Origin of the sequence: Carboxylicivirga fragile (genome assembly GCF_050589805.1) — a bacterium.
GTDB lineage: Bacteria > Bacteroidota > Bacteroidia > Bacteroidales > Marinilabiliaceae > Carboxylicivirga > Carboxylicivirga fragile.
This window is the reverse complement of record NZ_JBNGOY010000019.1, coordinates 66,369-87,181: the sequence shown is the minus strand read 5'-3', so window position 1 is coordinate 87,181 and position 20,813 is coordinate 66,369. Positions and strand designations below refer to the sequence as shown.

General features: G+C 38.4%; 19 protein-coding genes. 9 read left to right on the top strand and 10 right to left on the bottom strand.

Features of this window, described 5'->3' with window-relative positions; translation table 11 throughout:
• Positions 1-17: 17 nt before the first annotated feature.
• Genes ACRD7B_RS10365 through ACRD7B_RS10325 form a run of 9 tightly spaced genes read right to left on the bottom strand, consistent with a single transcriptional unit; the run spans position 18 to position 10,799 of the window.
• Positions 18-995 carry a mevalonate kinase family protein gene (locus ACRD7B_RS10365; RefSeq protein WP_430824477.1) on the bottom strand — a complete coding sequence of 326 codons (978 nt, stop codon included), beginning with the start codon at positions 993-995 and terminating at the stop codon, positions 18-20.
• Between the two features lie 2 nt (positions 996-997).
• Positions 998-2,014, bottom strand: coding sequence for a diphosphomevalonate decarboxylase (locus ACRD7B_RS10360; protein ID WP_430824476.1), 1,017 nt, complete (start codon positions 2,012-2,014; stop codon positions 998-1,000).
• Between the two features lie 2 nt (positions 2,015-2,016).
• Positions 2,017-2,958, bottom strand: coding sequence for a GYDIA family GHMP kinase (locus ACRD7B_RS10355; RefSeq protein WP_430824475.1), 942 nt, complete (start codon positions 2,956-2,958; stop codon positions 2,017-2,019).
• A 1-nt stretch (position 2,959) separates the two neighbouring features.
• A complete protein-coding gene (locus tag ACRD7B_RS10350) occupies positions 2,960-4,270 on the bottom strand; it encodes a hydroxymethylglutaryl-CoA reductase (RefSeq protein WP_430824474.1) in 1,311 nt (436 codons plus the stop codon).
• A complete protein-coding gene (locus ACRD7B_RS10345) occupies positions 4,270-5,271 on the bottom strand; it encodes a beta/alpha barrel domain-containing protein (protein ID WP_430824473.1) in 1,002 nt (333 codons plus the stop codon). Before ACRD7B_RS10345 ends, ACRD7B_RS10350 begins: the two co-directional genes overlap by 1 nt.
• A 39-nt stretch (positions 5,272-5,310) precedes the next feature.
• Positions 5,311-6,459, bottom strand: a complete 1,149-nt coding sequence (locus ACRD7B_RS10340; protein ID WP_430824472.1) for an acyl-CoA dehydrogenase family protein — start codon at positions 6,457-6,459, stop codon at positions 5,311-5,313.
• Between the two features lie 4 nt (positions 6,460-6,463).
• A complete protein-coding gene (locus tag ACRD7B_RS10335) occupies positions 6,464-8,395 on the bottom strand; it encodes an acetyl/propionyl/methylcrotonyl-CoA carboxylase subunit alpha (protein WP_430824471.1) in 1,932 nt (643 codons plus the stop codon).
• 15 nt (positions 8,396-8,410) lie between these two features.
• Positions 8,411-9,220, bottom strand: coding sequence for an enoyl-CoA hydratase-related protein (locus tag ACRD7B_RS10330; protein ID WP_430824470.1), 810 nt, complete (start codon positions 9,218-9,220; stop codon positions 8,411-8,413).
• Positions 9,201-10,799 carry a carboxyl transferase domain-containing protein gene (locus ACRD7B_RS10325; RefSeq protein WP_430824469.1) on the bottom strand — a complete coding sequence of 533 codons (1,599 nt, stop codon included), beginning with the start codon at positions 10,797-10,799 and terminating at the stop codon, positions 9,201-9,203. Before ACRD7B_RS10325 ends, ACRD7B_RS10330 begins: the two co-directional genes overlap by 20 nt.
• A 220-nt stretch (positions 10,800-11,019) precedes the next feature.
• Here ACRD7B_RS10325 and ACRD7B_RS10320 point away from each other — a divergent pair, with 220 nt between their 5' ends.
• The 8 genes from ACRD7B_RS10320 (at position 11,020) to ACRD7B_RS10285 (ending at position 18,443) form a co-directional block, all read left to right on the top strand.
• Positions 11,020-11,634 carry a TetR/AcrR family transcriptional regulator gene (locus ACRD7B_RS10320; RefSeq protein WP_430824468.1) on the top strand — a complete coding sequence of 205 codons (615 nt, stop codon included), beginning with the start codon at positions 11,020-11,022 and terminating at the stop codon, positions 11,632-11,634.
• A 2-nt stretch (positions 11,635-11,636) separates the two neighbouring features.
• The gene (locus tag ACRD7B_RS10315; RefSeq protein WP_430824467.1) at positions 11,637-12,887 is read left to right on the top strand and encodes a TolC family protein; all 1,251 of its coding nucleotides are present in this window, start codon (positions 11,637-11,639) and stop codon (positions 12,885-12,887) included.
• Positions 12,888-12,915: 28 nt separating this feature from the next.
• Positions 12,916-13,806 carry an HlyD family secretion protein gene (locus tag ACRD7B_RS10310; RefSeq protein ID WP_430824466.1) on the top strand — a complete coding sequence of 297 codons (891 nt, stop codon included), beginning with the start codon at positions 12,916-12,918 and terminating at the stop codon, positions 13,804-13,806.
• 3 nt (positions 13,807-13,809) lie between these two features.
• Positions 13,810-14,721, top strand: a complete 912-nt coding sequence (locus ACRD7B_RS10305) for an ABC transporter ATP-binding protein (RefSeq protein WP_430824465.1) — start codon at positions 13,810-13,812, stop codon at positions 14,719-14,721.
• A gap of 1 nt (position 14,722) precedes the next feature.
• Positions 14,723-15,448 (top strand): ABC transporter ATP-binding protein, encoded by a 726-nt coding sequence (locus ACRD7B_RS10300; protein ID WP_430824464.1) that lies wholly within the window; start codon positions 14,723-14,725, stop codon positions 15,446-15,448.
• Positions 15,449-15,692: 244 nt separating this feature from the next.
• On the top strand, positions 15,693-16,787 hold the full coding sequence (locus ACRD7B_RS10295; protein WP_430824463.1) for an ABC transporter permease: 1,095 nt from the start codon (positions 15,693-15,695) through the stop codon (positions 16,785-16,787).
• 6 nt (positions 16,788-16,793) lie between these two features.
• Positions 16,794-17,903: an ABC transporter permease gene (locus tag ACRD7B_RS10290; RefSeq protein ID WP_430824461.1), complete on the top strand. Its 1,110-nt coding sequence runs from the start codon at positions 16,794-16,796 to the stop codon at positions 17,901-17,903.
• 3 nt (positions 17,904-17,906) lie between these two features.
• On the top strand, positions 17,907-18,443 hold the full coding sequence (locus ACRD7B_RS10285) for a C40 family peptidase (protein WP_430824460.1): 537 nt from the start codon (positions 17,907-17,909) through the stop codon (positions 18,441-18,443).
• Positions 18,444-18,471: 28 nt separating this feature from the next.
• Here the strand turns inward: ACRD7B_RS10285 and ACRD7B_RS10280 are convergent, their stop codons facing one another.
• Positions 18,472-19,317: a metallophosphoesterase family protein gene (locus tag ACRD7B_RS10280; RefSeq protein ID WP_430824459.1), complete on the bottom strand. Its 846-nt coding sequence runs from the start codon at positions 19,315-19,317 to the stop codon at positions 18,472-18,474.
• 262 nt (positions 19,318-19,579) lie between these two features.
• Here ACRD7B_RS10280 and ACRD7B_RS10275 point away from each other — a divergent pair, with 262 nt between their 5' ends.
• Entirely contained in the window at positions 19,580-20,737 is a 1,158-nt protein-coding gene (locus tag ACRD7B_RS10275) for a THUMP domain-containing class I SAM-dependent RNA methyltransferase (protein WP_430824458.1), read from the top strand.
• Positions 20,738-20,813 lie beyond the last annotated feature (76 nt).

Sequence of the window (20,813 nt, the reverse complement as noted above, 5' to 3'; positions counted from 1 at the left end):
GGGGATTTTCTTTTTACTTAGCTAATAACTTCACGGTACACCGGAATCATTTCAATGCCTAAATTTTTAAAATACGCTTTGGTTTTATCATATTGGCGGGTAAAACCAAGTACAAATCCTCCACCACCTGATCCGCATAGTTTTAGGGTGAAGTTATCACTATCCAATCCACTTTCCCAAATACCTTTTATTGATTGAGGTATCATTTCATCGAAATGTTCGAGCTGAAATTTTGAAAGTTGCTTTAGCTTATCAAACATATGATTTAGCTTACCCTCTAACATACTTGTTATACAGGTATTTGTAAGTGGAATCATAGTGTTTTTAATGCTGTTTAAATAGTCAGCTTCATTAATTTTATTCATGAATAATTTAACCAAGGGCTCAGTTTTTCCGGGTTTACCACTGTTAATCAGAAATATGGCATCATTTTCCATAATCTCATTTCGGGGAATACCAATTGAGGAAATTTGTTGCGCATTTTCAAGCACAATGGGATGTTTTAAGTAGCAAATTAAAGGATCGATACCCGAACTGGTTCCGTGGTAGAACGATTCGATTTGGGCAAAATTTTGCTTTAATGTTAGCATTTCATCCACGGGCATGCCTGCTCGTGCTATAATCTTCTTTTCTGCGTACTCCGCATAAAGTGAAGCAACTAATGCACCGCTGCTTCCTAGTCCATAACCCTCTGGTATGCTCGATTCAAAGTACAAACCTCTACTTAGGTCCTTGCTTAGTTTTTCGGTATTGAATTTTATTAATAATTCACCGTTTGACTTAAGGTCAATGATGTAATCATTTAACAGTCTGATCTGTTCATTTGAATTTTTAGCAAAATCCAGGTCAGTATAACTGTTTTTGTTGATGAAGCGCAGCTCGCCATTAAAATGTGCATAAGGTATGGTTAGTCCCATTGAGCCCAATATAATGCTGTATTCTCCAAACAACATGACCTTTGAATAGTAAACTTCTTTTTTGTTTTTATGACTCATTGCTATTGTTGTAAGGGCATTGAAATTTCATCGTAAATAACACTTTCATCTTCACAGAGCGGAGCTAAATGTTCTTTAATGAAAGGGTGAACTATTTTTGATTGTTCCTTGGGATAAATAAGGTGAATGTTTGGTCCGGCATCCAAAGTGTATGTCAGTGGTACATGGTTGCTATCTCTGAATTTATTAATGCGTTTTATGGCACGAAGCGTTTCCGGAGCCATTAATGTATAACCTGGTGATGAGCTCATCATTAAAGCGTGAAGACTCATGGCTTCTTCTTCACATACTTCTGTAAAAATCTTAAAATCACCTTGCTTTAATGCGCTAATAAGTTTTTTAATATTTTTATTAGCTTGTTTTAATCGACCTTCTTTAAAAGGATGATTATCCATGAGTTGATGCCCCACCGTACTGCTAACGGATTTTGCACCCTTACGAATAACCAAAATACTATCCTGTAGCGAGTGAAAATTTTCGTGAATCTGATTATTAATCTCTATGCCGTAGTGATCAGAACTACCTTGTAATTCATCTGTTTTTCCCCACAATACCCATCCTGTTTGTGTTGATCTACTGGCACTTCCCGAGCCAAGTCGAGCCATTTCTGAAACTACCTGAGGATTATATTCTTGTTCATTTCCAATGGATTGGTTAATGCTGTACAAGCCCTTTGCCAAGGCTGCCATTGAACTGGCCGACGAGGCTATACCACTTGAATGCGGAAAGGTATTTGAACTGTTAATTTTAAGGATTCCGCTTGTTATGTTTGAAAGATGCTTTTCGTTTCGTTTAATGAAGTCTTGTATTTTAGGAAGAAAGCTGTCTTTTTTTTGTCCATCAAATAGAAAATCAATTTTTAGCTCTTCCTCTGAATGCGCGTGTTGGATTTCTATCTTGGAAATGGATTTTGACATGGTAAAACTAAGGCTGGCGTTCATCGGTTCCTGAATACCTTTTTTGCCCCAGTATTTAACTATTGCAATGTTCGATGGTGCTTCCTGATATACTTTGTTCATGATTAATTCAATGTGTCGTTATTCATTAATGCAATTTCATCAAACGAGAAACATGTATTTAAGCCCTTTATGGCAAAGTATTCTTTAATATATGAGCTGCCTTCATCAGATAGTGCCATGAAAAAATCACCACCCCATGCTCCCAGTGTTTTAGTGTAACCCCTGAAATCTGAAAAATGTTCATTTTTTATTGGAATATGATGAACAATACTGCTTATGATTTTTTCATGCTCGTTCATAAGCCTTCCAAAATCATTTATATTTTGAGCGAATGCCATTAATTCACCAATTTCTGTTATTAATTTGATTTCATGGGTATAATTTTTTGATTTATCAAAACGGGCTATTTCATTGCGGCTACTTTGTTTTTTACCACTATAAATAAAGTATAACTGATCTTTAAATTGAGGATTAAAGTCACAAGTAGATACCTTAACTTGGTTTTTATCTCGTTGATAAAATAAAGGGCGTGAGCTGGTGGCACACGCAATATCATAACCCGATCCACCAAAGGTAAGTTCCAAAAGAATATAAGGATCAACTTCTAGCCACTGGGCAAGATTGGCAATTAGCGTTGAGCTGCTTCCCCAACCCCAATTAGGATCAAATTCGAGTAATGTTTTTACCAATTTGCCAGAAAGCCTTCTTGACGTATTGCTATTTAATTCGTTTGCTACTTTTAATATGTTTTGTAGGCCCGAAGCCTTTTCAGGATCTGTGCTCTTGATAACATTAAATTGATCATCAAAAATAACTCTAAACCACAGTCCATTGGGATCCATTGCTTCCCATGATAAGAAACCATTAGTGCTGGGATGGACACTCAGCGACTGGCCCTTGTTAAGCGGAATAGCCAATGCCTTAGCACCTATGAGTACCAGGTATTCGCCTGATAGTAAAAGTTTGCCATTGGCATGGAAATAGGGGGTGTTTTGTTGATTCATATTAGTTACGCAATGATTTTAAGAAATTTTCCACACCCGAATAACTTACAGTTTCATTTTTAAAATACTCATTAGCTTTTTCTCTTTCCTCATCAGTAGTATTCATCGAAGTAAGGATATTGCTTAGATGTAATTTCATATGTCCTTTTTGGATGCCTGTGGTGACAAGTGCCGCGACAGCTCCAAAGTTATTCGCTAATCCTGCTGCAGCCGTAATTTGCATTAATTGCTCGGCACTTGGTTGATTTAATATCTCAAGTGACGCTTTCACCATGGGATGAACGTTTGTTAAACCACCAACCGTACCCAGCGCAAGAGGAACTTCTAAAGTATAGGTGAATTCGGTTGCCGAAAGTTCTAATTTTGTTAATGAGCTGTATTGCCCATTGTGGGAAGCATAGGCTTGCGCCCCGGCTTCAATGGCTCTGAAGTCGTTACCAGTTGCTAATACTACCGCATCAATTCCATTAAATATACCTTTGTTGTGAGTAGTGGCACGATAAGGGTCGTTAATGGCTATGTCAACCGCTTGCTTAAAGCGTTGTGCAAATTCCTGAGTCGAGAATTCTCCAGCGTATGGTTTAAGTTGCTCAATTGGGCACGATACTTGGCATTCAACCAGGCAGTTGGGTGTGTAATTACTAAGTATCGACATGATGGACTTAGCATTGCCATGTCGTTTAAGTTCATCCTTTGAGTTAATAAAATGGATTAATTCGGGACTAATGATTTCCAGGCAAGTATTAATAAAATTAGCACCCATGGAATCACCGGTTTTGAACTTCACCAATAATTGATGGGTATTGGGCATGTTGTCAATGCTTTTTATTTCAAAACTAGTAATGCCGCCGCCACGCGACCGCATATTGGCGGTAGCACTTTCGGTAACTTTATTAATTAAAATTTCCAGCTCTTTACTGTATGGTTTTAAGTCATCGACTGTGCCAGCCCACGAAAAGAAAATTTGTCCGTTTTTTTCAACATTGATGATGCGTGTTTTGAAACCGCCATTTTTTGCCCAGAAGCTGGCAGCCTTTGAAGCGGCTGCTACCACAGAACTCTCTTCAATAACCATTGGGATGATATACATCGTATCGTTAATAAGAAAGTTGGGAGCCAGGCTGTATGGTAAATAATAATTTGAGACCGTATTCTCTGAAATATTATTAAATAAAGTTTGTTCACTCGGATGTAAATAGCGATCCAGATCTTGCTTTAGGTCTTCTGATAGCCCAACATGCTCAATTACATGTTGGATTTTCTCTTCACGACTCATCCTTGAGAACCCTCTGATAGTTTCTTTTTTATCCATTAGTCTGCCTTGATTCTTAGAAAATTATTCGCCAGTTGTAGGCCATTTGATAGGTTCTGAACATATTCCTGAAGCTTGTCGTATTTTCCCATTGAGTGACGAAGAAAGGCAGATCCCATACCAAATAATGCTGGTAATTCAGAAACCTGTGTCAGATAATAACCGTCGAGTAATGAGCTTATGCCACCTGATATAATTAAACTCTTTACGTTTACATCTCTTGCATTTAAGTCCTTAAGCAAAGCATTGATGGTAAGTGTCATGTTATCGGCTGTGTGTCCAATGTGTATAAATGGATTATAGACTTCGGCAGCCAATGGTTTGGAGCGGTTCAATTCAACCAATGAAAAGTTGGTTCCACCCAATGCTCCGAATTCAATACTTTCAAAAGGCATTTGTAATAATTGGCGAAGGCTTTCTTTACCAAAGCCCTGACCAACTTCTTTCACAATTAGTTTTAGTTCTGTTGTTTCAATAAATTGCTGTAAGAGCTCAATGGCCGGTGTTTTTAATAAATCACCTTCGGGCTGAAATGCTTCCTGCATGGGGTTGATATGAACAACCATACCGTCCGCTTGCAGTTTGTGCACCAACTCATCCAGTTTATCAGTGCTTTTATCATCCAGCATTTGTTCGAGTTGACAAATACCAATGTTGGCAAACAATGGAACATCATTACCCATAATAGGGCGTACATTAAAATCGTCGAAATACTCTGGCGAATCTAATAAAATACGACACGATCCAAGTCCCATGCCCATACCAAATTCGGCACAAGCCTGTGCCAGGTTACGATTGATTAAGCCCGCTCGCTGGGTTCCGCCTGTCATGCTCGAAACCCAAATAGGCAGAGTCATCTTCTTTCCAGCTAATGAAAAGGAAATGTCCTTGTTTTGATGTGTTCCCAGAAGGGGTTCGTACTCAAAACGATTATCAACCATACTTTGGTCGGTACGTGAGCTAAAGGCTAAATCTATATGATCTTTTTTGCGGTCTTCCATTACTTGTTGGATAAGGTAATTGCCAAAAATAACACGAACTTATTCTAATCCCAAATGCTTGCTGATAACCATGCGTAATATTTCAGAGGTACCTTCGCCAATCTGTAAGATGCGTTGATCGCGATAGAAACGCTCGATAGCCGATGATTTAAATAGGCCTTGACCTGAAAATATTTGTACCGCCTCGTCAGAAATCTCTTTGGCTATTTCGCTGCAATAAAGCTTTGACATAGCAGCTTCTTGACCAAATGGCAAACCCTTATCTTTTAATGCACACGCATTGTATAGGGTATTTCGAGCCAATTCTATCTTCATCGCCATATCTGCTAATTTAAATGAGATGCTTTGAAAATTTGAGATTTTTTCGCCAAACTGCTCACGTTTTTGAGAATATTCCAAGGCCATTTCGAAGGCACCTTGAGCCAAGCCCAAACCCATTGCAGCAATTGACAAACGACCAGAATCCAACGTTTTAAGCATTTGACCTAAACCTTTGTTTTTTTCTCCAAGTAAATTTTCTTTGGGAGCCTTGATGTTATCAAATTTAATTTCGGCGGTGTCAGAAGCACGCCACATCATTTTACCCAACATGCGTTTGGTGCTGAAACCTTCAGAATCGCGATCAACCAAAATTGTTGAGAAGCGTTTTTTGCCGTAAGCATCAGCACTTAAAGCTAATACGGTAATACCTTTCATCAGCTCATTGCTTCCGTTGGTAATGTAGCGCTTAGTACCGTTTATTAACCAATGATCATCCTTTTCATCGGCAAGAGTTTCAACACCTTTAGCATCCGATCCGGCATTGGTTTCGGTTAGGCCAAAGGCCCATAGACCTTCTCCGCTTGTAAGCAGTGGTACGTATTTTTTGCGTTGTTCTTCGGTTCCGAAATTATAGATAGGAGCTAAGCCCAAACTATTATGAGCCGCCATGGTTGCGCCCTGAGAGCTATCTACTCGTGAAATTTCCTCAACTGCAATGATGTACGACAAAGTATCTAAGCCTCGGCCACCATATTGTTCGGGAATGTCTATTCCATATAAGCCTGCTTGTCCCATTTTGCGTGAAAGTTCAACTGAAAAGCTTTCTGTTTCATCTAATTGAGCGGCTAATGGTTTAATTTCTTTTTCGGCAAATTGTCTAACTTCTTGTCTGAATAGTTCGTGTTGTTCGTTGCTTAATATCGACATGGTATTATTTAGTTGTAACTAATAGTTGATTTGATTTAACCTTATGGCCATTTTGTATGTGAATTTTATCGATGGTGCCATCTTTCCAGGCACATAAATGATTTTCCATTTTCATTGCTTCTAAAATAATGAGCACATCACCTTTTTTTACTTCTTGTCCTTCATTGATTAATATTTTCATTACCTGACCCGGTAAGGGAGCATTCAGGCTTTTTCTTTTTATATCAAGCTCATCCGTTTTATTCGGATTATAGGCAGGAAGAATATCCTTAGCTATAAACTGGTGCATTTGGTTCTTAATTATTACTTCAAAATTTTTATCTGTATTGAAGCAATGGGCATTAACTGCAATCTTACCAAGTTTAAAAGAGATTTGATGTTGCTCAATGTGCAGCTTAGTAATCTGGTATTTCTTCTGATCGATTTTTAATTCAAGAGCCTTATCAATTTGTTGGAAACTTGCATTGTATTCGCGCTGTTTGTCTTTAAACTGTATTTGTTTGTTTAGTCGCCAAAAAGTTTTGGTTCCATTAAATGGATTGAGGCGAAACAGCGCATAGGCAACAACGGCTTGTTCTTTTAAATCCTTGCTTTCTTCAAGAAGGTACTCATGTTGCTTTGAGCAGAAATGGGTGTCGACCTTACCCTCAATAAAAAACGGATGATTTAGTATGTTTCTTAGGTAATTGGTATTTGTTTTAATGCCATGAATAATCATGTTTTCAACACCGCTTTGAAGATGCTCTAGAGCTGCAATTCGCGAAGATTTGTGACTCACAATTTTGGCAATCATAGGATCAAACTGTGGGTGTATTTCTACTGCTTCATCAAATGCGATTTCTTTTCTTAAGCCAGCTTGTGTTGGTAGACTCAGGTATGATATTGTGCCCGGTGACGGTTTAAAATTATCATCGGGATTTTCGGCATAAATGCGAGCTTCAAGCGAATGGCCATTTATCTTAACATCATTTTGCTGAATGCTTAAGGGCTCTTTATTAGCAATTTTAAATTGCCATTTAACCAAATCAATGCCCGTTATTTCTTCGCTCACACAATGCTCTACTTGTATGCGGGTATTCATCTCAAGAAAATAATGTTCGCCATTTTCATTCAATAAAAACTCCAGAGTACCGGCATTTTTATAGCCTATTTTCTTACATAGTTTGATGGCATCTGCGCACAGTTCTTCTCTTTTCTCTTGCGATAGATTAGGAGCGGGTGCTTCCTCTATTATTTTCTGAAAACGTCGTTGTACCGAACATTCCCGCTCAAATAAGTGGATTGTGTTTCCATACTCATCAGCCAAAACCTGCACTTCGATATGGCGAGGTGAACTGATGTAGCGTTCAACATAAATGCGATCGTCACCAAAATAGCGCAATGCCTGTCTGGCCACTATCGGCAATTGATCAATTAGTTCATCTTCATTATTGCAGATGACCATACCTTTTCCGCCACCACCCATGGCGGCTTTAACCAATACTGGAAAGCTCATCTGATCCGTCTGAGACAAGATTTCTTGTATGCTTCCTTCCCACGATGGTGTTAACGGCACTTTTGCCTTGCGAGCAATCTGACGTGCCATTTGTTTATCACCCATCGTTTCAAGATTATTTGCACTCGGGCCAATAAATGTAATGTTGGCTTCTTCACAGGCTCTCACAAAGTTGTGGTTTTCGGCGAGGAAACCATAACCTGGATGAACGCTATCAGCGCCATAGGTTTGGCATAGGGAAATAATTTGGGGAATATCTAAATAACTGTTTTCAAAGGAATCGTGTTCAAAATAGTGTACTTCGTCACTCATCTTGGCTGGTAAAGTGTCTGCTTCAGCTTTGCTAAGTGTTACTACCGTTTTAATGCCCAGCGCTTGTGCTGCATTTATAATACGCACAGCAATTTCACCCCGGTTTGGTATAAGTACTTTTTTAATCATTGTTTTTTATCCCTTTTATTGTTTATTCCAGTTCGGATTACGTTTTTCAAAAAAGGCATTAACACCTTCCTGCCCTTCGTTGGAAACTCTTGCTGAAGCAATGCTTTGGCAACAGAGTTGCTCCATTGTTCCATCAATTTCCATTCTATCAACAATTTTATTTAATAAGTGTTTGCTTGCCATCATAGCTTCGCCACTATTTTTTGCAAAAGTTTGGCTTAGTACGCTTATTCGGTCTTCAGAATCAGAGGTTTTACAATATTCATGAATGAGACCCATTCTTTTTGCTTCTTTGGCCGAAAAGGTTTCACCACTCATCATATAAGCCTGAGTAAGCGATAAGCCAGTTTTGCGAAGTATGAAAGGCGCAATGGTTGCTGGCACCAATCCCAGCTTAACTTCGGGGTAGCCAAATACGGCGTCTTTATTGGCCACAACATAATCGGCACAGGCCAGCAAGCCGGTGGCTCCACCAAAGGCAAACTTCTCAACCCAAATAATAATTGGTTTAGGAAAATTACTCATATAGGTATACAGATCGAAAAAGAGCTTGGCGTCACTAATGTTCTCCTTCACATCCTGATTAGTGCCTGAACGCATCCAGTCCAAATCGGCACCGGAGCAGAATAGATTGCCTTCACCTTTTAGTACGACTACTTTTTGTGAAGCATCAGATGAAATAGCTTTTAATGCTTTTACCAGTTCAATAATCATCTCCTTGGAAAGTGCATTGCGCTTAGCAGGATTGTTTAAGGAAACATTAGTAATGCCGTAATTACTATCTAATTTTATTAATTGTTCGGTTTTACATTCGGAAGATACCATAGTTTGTTTTTTGCTGGTTTGTGTTAGAGGTAATTTCTAGGGCCAGGCTTATTATGTCGCGCGACATGGCAGGGTCGATAATGCCATCGTCCCATAGGCGACTGGTGCTGTAATAAGGTGAACCTTCAGCCTCGTATTTCGCCATTATTTGTTCACGAATCTGTTCTAACTCTATTTCGTCAATTTTTGTTTTGCTTGCGGCGGCCTGTTCTTTTTTAATTGTGATCAATACTTCGGAAGCCTGATGTGCACCCATAACAGATATGCGTGCATTGGGCCACATAAATAAAAAGCGCGGATTGTAAGCTCTGCCTGCCATGGCATAGTTTCCTGCACCATAGGAGCCACCTATTAATATGGTGAAGTAAGGAACTGATGAGTTGGCTAGAGCATTCACCATTTTAGCACCATCCTTAGCAATCCCTTTGTGCTCATATTCTTTACCTACCATGAATCCGGTAATATTTTGTAGAAACAGCATTGGAATACCTCGCTCATTACACAATTGTATAAAGTGAGTGCCTTTTAAGGCAGATTCGGAAAAGAGAATGCCATTGTTTGCTAATATGCCAACTTTTCGTCCTTTTACCTTTGCGAAACCGGTAATTAGGGTTGAACCGTATTTTTCCTTAAACTCATGAAATTGACTGTTATCCACCAATCGGGCAATTATTTCATGTGCATCAGGAAAAGGTTTTCCCTTGTCGGGGATGAGGCCATATAATTCGTTAATATCATATTTGGGCTCCTCAAAAACAAAGTTTTCGCTCTTTGCTTCTGGCAGGGTGTTCACTATATTTCGGCATATGTGAATGGCGTGCACATCGTCATCGGCTAAATGATCAGCTACACCTGATATTTGAGTGTGTACTTGCCCTCCGCCTAATTCCTCAGCACTAACTTCTTCGCCTGTTGCTGCTTTTACTAAGGGTGGCCCCGCCAAAAAAATGGTGCCTTGATTTTTTACAATGATGGTTTCGTCGCTCATGGCTGGTACATAGGCGCCACCAGCCGTACATGAGCCCATTACTACAGCAATTTGTGGAATGCCTTTGGCCGACATCCGAGATTGATTGAAGAAGATTCTTCCAAAATCGTTCTTATCCGCAAAAACCTTAGCTTGTTCTGGTAAGAATATTCCTCCACTATCAACCAGGTAGATGCATGGTAAATGGTTTTCTTCGGCAATCTCCTGGGCTCTAAGATGCTTCTTTATGGTTTCCGCAATGTAGGTACCACCTTTTACAGTAGCATCATTGGCTACTATCATCACATTACGATTATTTACCTTGCCTATGCCGGTAATAATTCCTGCCGAGGGAAATCCATCCTTATACTGGCCAAAAGCAGCCAACGTGGATAATTCCAAAAAGGCGGAGTCTTTATCAATTAAATAATCAATGCGCTGTCGTGTTGGTAGCTTACCTCTTTTAATGTGCTTTTCCATGGCCTTGGTGCCACCGCCCTTCATTACCTCCTGCAAGCGTTCATTGTAGGTTTCAAGCAGTTCCAAATTAATTTTTTTATTGACTTGGAACTGTATATTTTCTGTTGTTGTATTACTTATAAGTTGAAACATATTTGCCCTAGTTAAGTCATGAATTATAACCTATGAGGCCTGCAAATGTTCATGCTTTTTCATATTGCAGATTAAAATGTTTAGTGTTTTTGGTAATATATAGGACAATGGAGTTGAATGAAAATGTCGTTAACCATTTGGTTAATCCAAATGATTAACTTATGTTTGTTTCGTAGTTAACCAAATGGTTAATTGCTTTTATGCTTTTAGAAGGTGTTTTATGGAAAAGGATAAAGTTAGTGAAGAAGTAATTATGGAGGTGGCCAGTCAGGTGTTTATGGAAAAAGGCATGGCAGGTGCGCGTATGCAAGAGATTGCGGATAGAGCCAATATCAATAAGGCGATGTTGCATTATTATTTTCGCTCTAAGGAAAAACTATTCGATGAGGTGTTTAAGAATGCTTTTCAGAAATTTTGGCCAAGTGTTGAGGCGGCATTATTGAGTGCTCATAAGCCTGAAGAGGTTTTTCAAGCCATCATTGATGCCTATATTCGAGTACTTATGGAGAGTCCATATTTGGCTAATTTTATATTAAATGAAATCCAGCGGGATCCCGATCATCTTGAAAAATTAATGAGAGAGACAGGATTGAAACCTAAAATGATGCTTGCTTTTATTGAAAGCCTCATCGAAAATGGTTTTCTCGTTAAGGTTGATCCGCGGGAATTCATGGTTAATGTTCTTTCCTTGTGTCTATTTCCCTTTGCGGGTCAAGCATTGATATCTCGTTTGCTTTGGGATAACGATTCCGATAGTTATCAGACCTTCTTAAGTTCACGTCGTGATTCGATTATGCACCTAATACAAAAAACCTATTTTATTCAACAAGTATAGTTATGAGACAAATAGTATCAACATTAATGTTGTTAATTGCTTTGAGTACGAATGCTCAGGTTTTGAGTTTGGACGAATGTTTGAGCTTAAGTAGAGCTAATTACCCATTGATAGCTGATTTTGAAAACCTGAACAAGCAATTGGAACTAAAGCTGAAAAGTTTGAATGCCAATTATTACCCTAAACTTGATTTAACTGGCCAGTTCACCTGGCAAAATGATGTGCCGGGTTTTGATTCGCCAATGCCGGGGATGGACATTCCCAAGGCACCACAAGAACAGTATAAGGCCTTTGTTGATGTGCAGCAAGTGATTTATGATGGCGGAATTACCAAGGCTGCCAAAGTTAGCGAACAAAGGCAAAAGGCTGCCGAAAAGTATGGGGTAGAGGTGCAATTGTTTGCAGTTCGCGACAAGGTAGTTCAGAGTTATTTTATGGTACTGATGTTTAAAGAGCAACTGGCTCAACTCGATTATCGTCGTCTTATGCTCGAGGAGCGCTTTCGCGAAATTAAAAGTGCCGTTGATAATGGCATGGTGTTGCAAAGTGAAGCTGATTTGCTATACGTAGAGATGGTTCAACTGGATCAGGATAAGTTCGCACTATTGGAAGGAAGAGCATCTGCACTTGATATTCTAAGCGAATTAACGGGGAAAGAGATATCTGAGGAGGCAGCTCTGGAAATGCCATTATTAGCTCAGGAGCCAAACTTTTATCGACCAGAATATGATTTGTTTGCAGCACAACAAGAGCAACTCGGCGCCTATAAAGCCTTGGCGGGACGATCGCGAATGCCTGTTGTGGCTGGCTTTGGTCAGGTGGGTTATGGTAACCCCGGATATAATATGCTGAAAGATGAATTTGCTACTTTTTATATGGTTGGCCTTCGCTTGAAATGGAATATCTGGGATTGGAAATCGTCGGCTAACGAAAAAGCTGTGTTAAGTTTAAAAACAGAGAGTGTAAAGTATCAGCAGGCAACCTTCACCAAAAATGTAAGTATGGCGCAATCGCAAATAGAAGCGAGCATACGTAAGTTGGATAAGGTGATTGAAAAGGATGATGAAATAATCCGATTAAGAAAAGGAATCACTGAAGCACGACAGTCGCAACTGAATAATGGTACCATTACTGCTGCCGATTATATAAAAGATCTGAATACCGAAAGTATGGCTCGCTTGGCCAAAGAACTGCACTTGCTTGAATTGAGCAAGGCAAAAGTACAACTGAACGACCTTCGAATTAAGCAATAATTAGATAATGAAACCTAAATCAATTATAATGAATAATCTAAATAAAGTATTTCTATCAGGCTATTTTTTAATGCTTGCTCTGGTAGGCTGTCAAAATTCGGATGATGCTTCGGATGCTTATGGAAACTTCGAAGCAACGGATGCGATTATTAGTAGTGAAGTAAGCGGTAAGGTATTGCAAGTTTATGTAGATGAAGGTGAGCTCGTTCCAAGGGGAGAATTAATTACACTTATTGATACCACTATACTGAGTATAAAAAAACAGCAGTTGTTCTCCTCAAAAGCTGCCGCTTATAGTAAAATAGCGCAAGTCAATGCTTCAAAGGAGGTACTTAAAGCACAGAGGGCGGTATTAGCTAAAGATGTTGAACGCATTTATAATATGTATAAGGACAATGCTGCAACTTCTAAACAGTTAGACGATGTTCAAGGGCAGCTTCGAGTGATGGAAAAACAGATGTTAGGCTTTGATAGTCAGATTGAGAGTATACATGCTGAGGTTGCTGTAATTGAAGCACAAGTGATTGAACTCAACGATCAACTGGAACGCTGTGAGATACGAATGCCAATGGAGGCGACCATTTTGCAAAAGTTTGTTGAAAATGGGGAGATGTCGATGGCAGGAAAACCAGTTGTGAAAGTGGCTGATTTGAGCAAGATGTATTTACGAGCTTTTATTTCCGGGAGCCAATTATCGCAGGTTGAAATTGGTCAATCGGTGGAAGTGCGTTACGATAAGAATAAATCGGATAATAGCAGTATAAATGGAAAAATCTCTTGGATTTCGAGTTCGGCAGAATTTACGCCTAAGATTATACAAACCAAAGAAGAGCGTGTTGATTTGGTATATGCCATAAAGGTATTAGTTGAGAACAATGGCCAGATAAAAATTGGAATGCCAGGCGAAATTAAGTTTTAAAGCATGATTCAATTCACAAATATATCAAAGTCATTCGATGAGGTTAAAGCTGTTCGCAATGTTAGCTTGTCAATTGATGAAGGACAGTTATTTGGTTTTATCGGGCCTGATGGAGCGGGTAAAACAACATTGTTCCGAATGCTTAACTCTTTGCTCATTGCTGATGAAGGTAGTATTGAGTTATTTGGACTTGATCCGCATAAGGATTACAAAAAGGTACGACAAATAATAGGTTATATGCCTGGTAAGTTTTCCTTGTATTATGATTTATCCATCGAGGAAAACTTGAATTTCTTTGCCACTGTATTTGGCACTACAATCGAAGAGAATTATCATTTAATTGAAGATATTTACAAGCAAATTGAGCCTTTTAAGAAGCGACATGCGGGTAAATTATCGGGGGGCATGAAACAGAAATTGGCGCTTTGCTGTGCCTTAATTCATAAGCCAAAGCTGCTTTTGCTCGATGAACCAACCACAGGCGTTGATGCTGTTTCGCGACGTGAGTTTTGGGATATGTTGAAATCGCTAAAGTCGAAAGGCATTACCATTGTGGTTTCTACTCCTTATATGGACGAAGCGGGTATGTGTGATAGTGTTGCCCTTATGCAAAATGGGCAGATCCATGCTGTTGAGTCACCTAAAGCCATTGTTGATAATTTTCAAAAAGAATTGTTAGCGGTAAAATGCAACGATATGTACAAGGCATTATTGACATTAAGAAACTATGAAAATTGTTACAATGTTTATCCCTTTGGTGAGTACTTGCACTATATCGATAAACGCGATAGCAAACCCATTGAGGATATTAATGATTGTTTGTTGAAACATGATTTGCAAGAAATTGAGATAAATCCGGTTAAGCCCGATATAGAAGATTGCTTCATTGAATTGACACGAAAATTATCTGTTTAATATGGAAAATGAGCAAGTAATAATAGTTAGGGATTTGGTGAAAAAGTTTGGCGACTTTACTGCCAATGCAGGTCTAAATTTCCATGTTGATAAGGGTGAGATATTTGGTTTTTTAGGTGCCAACGGTGCCGGAAAAACAACTGCCATGCGCATATTGTGTGGATTATCGTCACCCACTTCAGGTTTGGTTGAGGTAGCTGGTTACAATGTTAAAACGCATGCTGAGGAGGTAAAGAAACGCATCGGTTACATGAGTCAGAAGTTTTCCTTATTTGAGGATTTAACCATCTGGGAGAACATGCGATTTTTCAGTACGGTATATGGTATGAATAAGACTGCTTTTAAAGAGCGGGGCGAAATGCTGTTACGGAAGTTGGAGTTATTCGAAAAGCGCAACCGTCTGGTTTCAACATTATCACTTGGTTGGAAACAGAAATTGGCTTTTACAGTTGCCATATTACATGAGCCATCCATCGTTTTTCTCGATGAGCCAACGGGTGGGGTTGACCCCATTACACGGCGACAATTTTGGGAGATGATATACGAAGCAGCTGATAATGGAATTACCGTTTTTGTAACAACCCATTACATGGATGAAGCTGAATATTGCAATAGGGTAACCATTATGGTTGATGGAAGAATTGATGCCTTGGATACACCTGCAAAATTAAAGGAAAAGTATCAGGTTAATAGTATGAACGATGTGTTTTTGGCTTTAGCCAGATGATTTATCGATGAGTCAATTTGGAAATTAGGAAATGTAATAATTAATATTGAACATCCGTAATCATGCATAAACCAAGAATAATACATTTTAAAATAGAAACTTAAAACAGAGGCGCTGATACACAGAGCTTTATGGTGAGACTCTAAAAAAACTCTGAGTCTTTGTGTCTCTGTGTTTATCTTTTATGCATAAATATGGACAATCATATAATTAATCATTTACCACTAACAATTAATAATTAACTATGAATCGTTTTCTCGCATTCGTAAAAAAAGAGTTTCTACATATATTTCGTGATGTTCGCACCATGATGATCCTTTTTATTATGCCCATTGCGCAGATTTTAATTTTTGGTTTTGCCATAACTACCGAAATTAAAAATGCATCAATAGCCATATTGGATAAATCAAAAGATGAGGTGACGCGCGAATTAACTCAGAAATTATTAGCGTCTGATTATTATACCGTAAGCGATTATTTGAGCAGTGAAGCTGAGATTGAGTCTTCTTTTACCAAAGGGCGAAATAAGATGGTGGTGGTTTACGAACCTCAGTTTGCACAAAACTATGAGAAAAATGGTGTTGCAAAGGTGCAATTGTTGTGCGATGCATCGGACCCTAATACTGCACGTATTCTTTCGCAATATGCCACGGGCATTTTTGCATCTTATGGTGAAATGGCGCAATCAAATGGAATTCAAGCAGAAGTACGAATGTATTATAACGAAAACCTGGATGGTTTTTACATGTCGATACCTGGTATAATGGCCATGATATTAATGCTGGTCTCTGCAATGATGACAAGTATCTCCATTACACGAGAGAAAGAATTGGGATCCATGGAAGTATTATTGATTTCACCTTTGAAACCAATTCAGATTATATTTGGCAAGGTTACACCTTATATATTAATGGCCATCGTCAACATATTATCCATACTTGCCTTGTCGTATTGGGTGTTTAATGTGCCCGTGAAAGGAAGTATGGCTCTGTTGCTGTTTGAATGCATCTTGTTTACTGTATTGGCTCTGTCTCTTGGTATACTAATTTCAACAGTGGCTAAAAACCAGATGGTGGCCATGTTCATGAGTTTATTTGCATTAATGCTGCCCGTTATTCTATTGTCCGGCTTTATTTTTCCCATCGATAACATGCCGCTTGTGTTGCAATGGCTGAGTAATATTATTCCACCTAAGTGGTTCATTATTATTGTTAAAACCATTATGCTTAAAGGCGGAGGTCTGGCTCATGTATGGAAAGAGACCTTGATATTAGTGGCGTTTATTGTGGTGTTTGTTGGTTTGAGTGTGAAAAAATTTAATGTGCGATTACAAGATTAAGCTATTATGCGAATATTAATAAGTTTACTTCAAAAAGAGTTTTTACAGATTTTTCGCAATAAAACATTGTTGCCTTTAATCTTTGTATTGCCATTGGTGCAGTTAATTGTGCTGGTTAATGCAGCAACCATGGATATGAAAAATATTCGCATAACTGTGGTGGATATGAATCTGTCGTCAACCTCACGTTTATTGGTGAGCAAGTTGGAGGCATCTCCATTTTTCGAAGTGGGGGATATGCTGATAAATAAACAAATGGGGATTGATTATCTGCAGGATAATAAAACAGATATCCTTCTTTATATGCCACAAGAAATGGAGCAAACGCTTACAAAAGAAGGTGTTGTTAAGGTACAGATAATTGCTGATGCCATTGATGCAAGTAAAGCCCAATTGGCCTTTGGTTATTTGACAAACATCATTCAGGAAACACATATGCAGGTAATGCTTGAGCAGCAAAAATTACAGAATGTAAAACGAATATCCACCAACTCTTCGTTTTGGTTTAATCCCGATTTGAATTACAAATACTACATGTTGCCGGGTGTATTGGTAATCTTGGTAACTTTAATAGGTTTATTTTTATCGGCTTTAAACCTGGTGCGCGAAAAGGAAATAGGAACGGCTGAGCAGATAAATGTGACGCCTATCAAAAAGTATCAATTTATTTTAGGAAAGTTGATCCCATTTTTAATCATTGGTTTATTTGAATTAACACTTGGTTTATTGGCCGGAAAACTTATTTATGGTTTGCCTTTTAGTGGTAGCTTATTGGTCTTGTATAGTTTCGCAAGTATTTATCTGATTGCAGTTTTAGGCCTTGGTTTACTTATTTCAACCTTAAGTCAAACACAACAACAGGTAATGATGGTGAGTTTCTTTTTTATGTTGATTTTCATCTTGTTGAGTGGTGCTTTTACGGCTGTGGAAAATATGCCCGAACTAGCTCAGAAGCTTAATGTTTTTAATCCGGTATATTATTTTATGAATGCCATTCGTATGATTCTTATAAAGGGAGCTGTTTTTGCTGAGTTGGCTAGTGAATTTCGTTCCATTAGTATTTATGCATGCATTTCCGTAACATTGGCAGTGCTTAGTTATCGTAAAACAAATTAGTTAATGCATGCATTTCGACATCTTATAATCGCCTCTGTAGTATCCCTATTATTTATTGTTGGATGTTCAAACTCGGGTTATGATTTGTTGTTGGCAAAAACATTTGACTCAAAGCTAAAGGCGCGCATTGAGCAATTTGCCTCAGGAGGAATAGAAAATGAATGGCCAATTGAATTTGAGAAGGATGCGTTAATAGAGGCATCTAAAAAATATATAGGAGTTAAGTATAGAGCAGGAGGAACATCAGGGCAAGGTTTGGATTGTTCTGGTCTTGTGTATTTATCGGCTCGCGAGATTGGTTTGAAGCTTCCTCACCATGCAGAGCAAATGGCACGATACGGTCAGATAGTGCCTACCAAAGGTCGGCTTCGACAAGGTGATTTAGTATTCTTCAAGGGTGAAGGAACGCGTTTGATAAATCATGTTGGTATAATGGTGAATCATAAGGAATTCATTCATGTCTCCTCGTCGAAAGGTTGTGTAGTTACCCCAATAAACGATGCTTATTGGAAAAGTTTGTTTCTGTTCGGAACGAGGTAGAGGAGGGCTGGCAGCTAAATTGGTTATATTAAAATACTTTTTCTTCTTTGAAAATCAATTTATCTCCCTCTGGAAATATTCGAATCACATGAAGGTGCATATCTTTGGTTCCTAGATTTTCGTAATACAAGAACATATTATCGTCGTTGGGATGATTTCGCGAAGATAAGGTGCCACACATGTACTGATCGAATTTATGGCCATTATAGAGGTCGTTGGTACGCATTAATTCCAGTTCGTGTGTATGTCCACAAAACACATGTTTGATTTTATGTTTTTGAACAAAGTCGATCAATCTTGCAGAATTCTTTAAGGGACATTCATCAGTTCCAAGTACCGAATAATGAGTAAGTAGTAATGGTAGGTCATATTCCATTTTCTTAATCACCTTAGAGACCGCTTTTAGTACTTTTTTCTCAACATATCCATCATCGCTGTAGAGTTCATTTGAATCAATGCATATAACTAATACTTTTTTATTTTCTATTTCAATGGTCTTAACAAAATTAATATCGGTAAAATGATCATTCACTTTGGTTATTTCTAGATTTAGAAATAGATTTTCTTTGCTTGTTTTAATTGTTTTCGAAATGGTAATAATCTCGGAATTATCAATGTATTCTTGGAATAATTCATGAGCGCGCATGTTCCGTTTATCATGATTGCCTGGGATAGAGACGATGTTTTTACACGTAATCCCCTTTAGAAAATTTCCTGCTTGAGCAAATTCACTTTCTAAGCCATCTGTGGTATTGTCACCAGTATTAATTACTAAGTCTGCATCAAATGAATTGATTTTTTCAAGCAATAGTTGATCGTTGCCATCCCAGTGTCTTGGACCAAAATGTAAATCTGATATGTGTAAGATATTCATGTCATTATGTTTTAATAGATAAGGCTCATGCCTTCGGCAGAAAAGCTCATATCTCTGTATTTCATTAAACAATAAATGTAGTCAATATTACTTGTTAAAAGTTATCACAGTATTAACTCTGAAATATGGTTGAGTAAGATTACGGTTTCATGAAAGGGGGAGTGAAAGCTATCAAGTAACTTTTTTCTAATACGTAATCATTCTTAAATAAAATGTGGCCAAATTTGTGGGACTGATTGTGTAAATAATAAAACCATATATCTTGGAGAAATTTGAAATAATTGCCACTACTCTTTTTGGACTAGAAGAAATTTTAGCTGGTGAATTAAAGGACTTAGGTGCTACGGATATTGAATTACTTAATAGAGCAGTAAAATTCGAAGGAGATAAAGCCTTGCTTTATAAATGTAACCTGCATCTTCGCACAGCATTGAAGGTATTAAAACCCTTTGCAAAGTTCATGGTTCATACCGATAATGACTTGTATAGGAAGATCAAAAAAATTGATTGGGATCAGCACCTTTCGGTTTCAGGCACTTTAGCCATTGAGGCCACGGTAAGTGGAGAGCAATTTACGCACTCTCAATTTGTTGCTTTAAGATGCAAGGATGCCATAGTTGATAAATTCCGGGATAAGTATGAAGAGCGGCCATCAGTTGATTTAGATAACCCTGATTTGCGATTAAACGTTCATATTACCGATCTAAATTGTTCCCTTTCCTTAGATAGTTCAAGTACTTCATTAGGTAAAAGAGGGTATCGTCAAGCCCAATCATTGGCACCAATGAGCGAAGTTTTGGCTGCTGGCATCATCGCCTTATCGGGTTGGGACAAGAAACGTGATTTTTATGATCCTATGTGTGGTTCAGGAACCTTTTCAATAGAGGCAGCATTAATGGCGGCAAACATTGCTCCCGGTCAATCGCGTAGTTTTGGTTTTGAACGATGGAAAGATTTTGATGCCAATTTATGGTCATCGCTAAAAAGAGAAGCCAAGGAAAAGGAGGTAAGCCCAACAGGAAAATTCTTAGGCAGCGATTTAGATACGCGTGCTGTTGAAATTTCAAAAAGTAATGCTGCTAACGCCGGGGTCGATCATCTGATCGAATTCAAACAAATGGATTTTCTGAAAAGCGATTTGCATTTTAACAATGGCTTTGTGTTTTTGAACCCACCATATGGCGAGCGCTTAAAAGAGGTAGATGAGATTATTCCATTTTATAAGGAGATAGGCACTCAGCTAAAACATCACTACGAAGGATGTGAAGCATGGATTATCAGCAGTAATATTGAGGCCTTGAAATTTATCGGTTTACGCCCGTCTAGGAAGATTCGCCTGTTTAACGGACCACTGGATTGCAAACTACATAAATATGAACTTTTTAAGGGCAAAAAAGGGTATCAAGCCAAAAAGAATTAAGCTATTGAAGGTGAGTGAAGCGCACTGATTCCGTAGAATGCGGAATCAGTTAAATACCAATGATAGTTAGTGTCCA

Coding starts and splice junctions, on each gene's coding strand:
- ACRD7B_RS10320 (WP_430824468.1), top strand. CDS start 11,020: ATGGAAAAGGATAAAGTTAGTGAAGAAGTAATTATGGAGGTGGCCAGT.
- ACRD7B_RS10285 (WP_430824460.1), top strand. CDS start 17,907: ATGCATGCATTTCGACATCTTATAATCGCCTCTGTAGTATCCCTATTA.
- ACRD7B_RS10350 (WP_430824474.1), bottom strand. CDS start 4,270: ATGGATAAAAAAGAAACTATCAGAGGGTTCTCAAGGATGAGTCGTGAA.
- ACRD7B_RS10295 (WP_430824463.1), top strand. CDS start 15,693: ATGAATCGTTTTCTCGCATTCGTAAAAAAAGAGTTTCTACATATATTT.
- ACRD7B_RS10305 (WP_430824465.1), top strand. CDS start 13,810: ATGATTCAATTCACAAATATATCAAAGTCATTCGATGAGGTTAAAGCT.
- ACRD7B_RS10360 (WP_430824476.1), bottom strand. CDS start 2,014: ATGAACAAAGTATATCAGGAAGCACCATCGAACATTGCAATAGTTAAA.
- ACRD7B_RS10345 (WP_430824473.1), bottom strand. CDS start 5,271: ATGGAAGACCGCAAAAAAGATCATATAGATTTAGCCTTTAGCTCACGT.
- ACRD7B_RS10310 (WP_430824466.1), top strand. CDS start 12,916: ATGAATAATCTAAATAAAGTATTTCTATCAGGCTATTTTTTAATGCTT.
- ACRD7B_RS10355 (WP_430824475.1), bottom strand. CDS start 2,958: ATGAATCAACAAAACACCCCCTATTTCCATGCCAATGGCAAACTTTTA.
- ACRD7B_RS10325 (WP_430824469.1), bottom strand. CDS start 10,799: ATGTTTCAACTTATAAGTAATACAACAACAGAAAATATACAGTTCCAA.
- ACRD7B_RS10335 (WP_430824471.1), bottom strand. CDS start 8,395: ATGATTAAAAAAGTACTTATACCAAACCGGGGTGAAATTGCTGTGCGT.
- ACRD7B_RS10280 (WP_430824459.1), bottom strand. CDS start 19,317: ATGAATATCTTACACATATCAGATTTACATTTTGGTCCAAGACACTGG.
- ACRD7B_RS10340 (WP_430824472.1), bottom strand. CDS start 6,459: ATGTCGATATTAAGCAACGAACAACACGAACTATTCAGACAAGAAGTT.
- ACRD7B_RS10330 (WP_430824470.1), bottom strand. CDS start 9,220: ATGGTATCTTCCGAATGTAAAACCGAACAATTAATAAAATTAGATAGT.
- ACRD7B_RS10365 (WP_430824477.1), bottom strand. CDS start 995: ATGAGTCATAAAAACAAAAAAGAAGTTTACTATTCAAAGGTCATGTTG.
- ACRD7B_RS10300 (WP_430824464.1), top strand. CDS start 14,723: ATGGAAAATGAGCAAGTAATAATAGTTAGGGATTTGGTGAAAAAGTTT.
- ACRD7B_RS10315 (WP_430824467.1), top strand. CDS start 11,637: ATGAGACAAATAGTATCAACATTAATGTTGTTAATTGCTTTGAGTACG.
- ACRD7B_RS10290 (WP_430824461.1), top strand. CDS start 16,794: ATGCGAATATTAATAAGTTTACTTCAAAAAGAGTTTTTACAGATTTTT.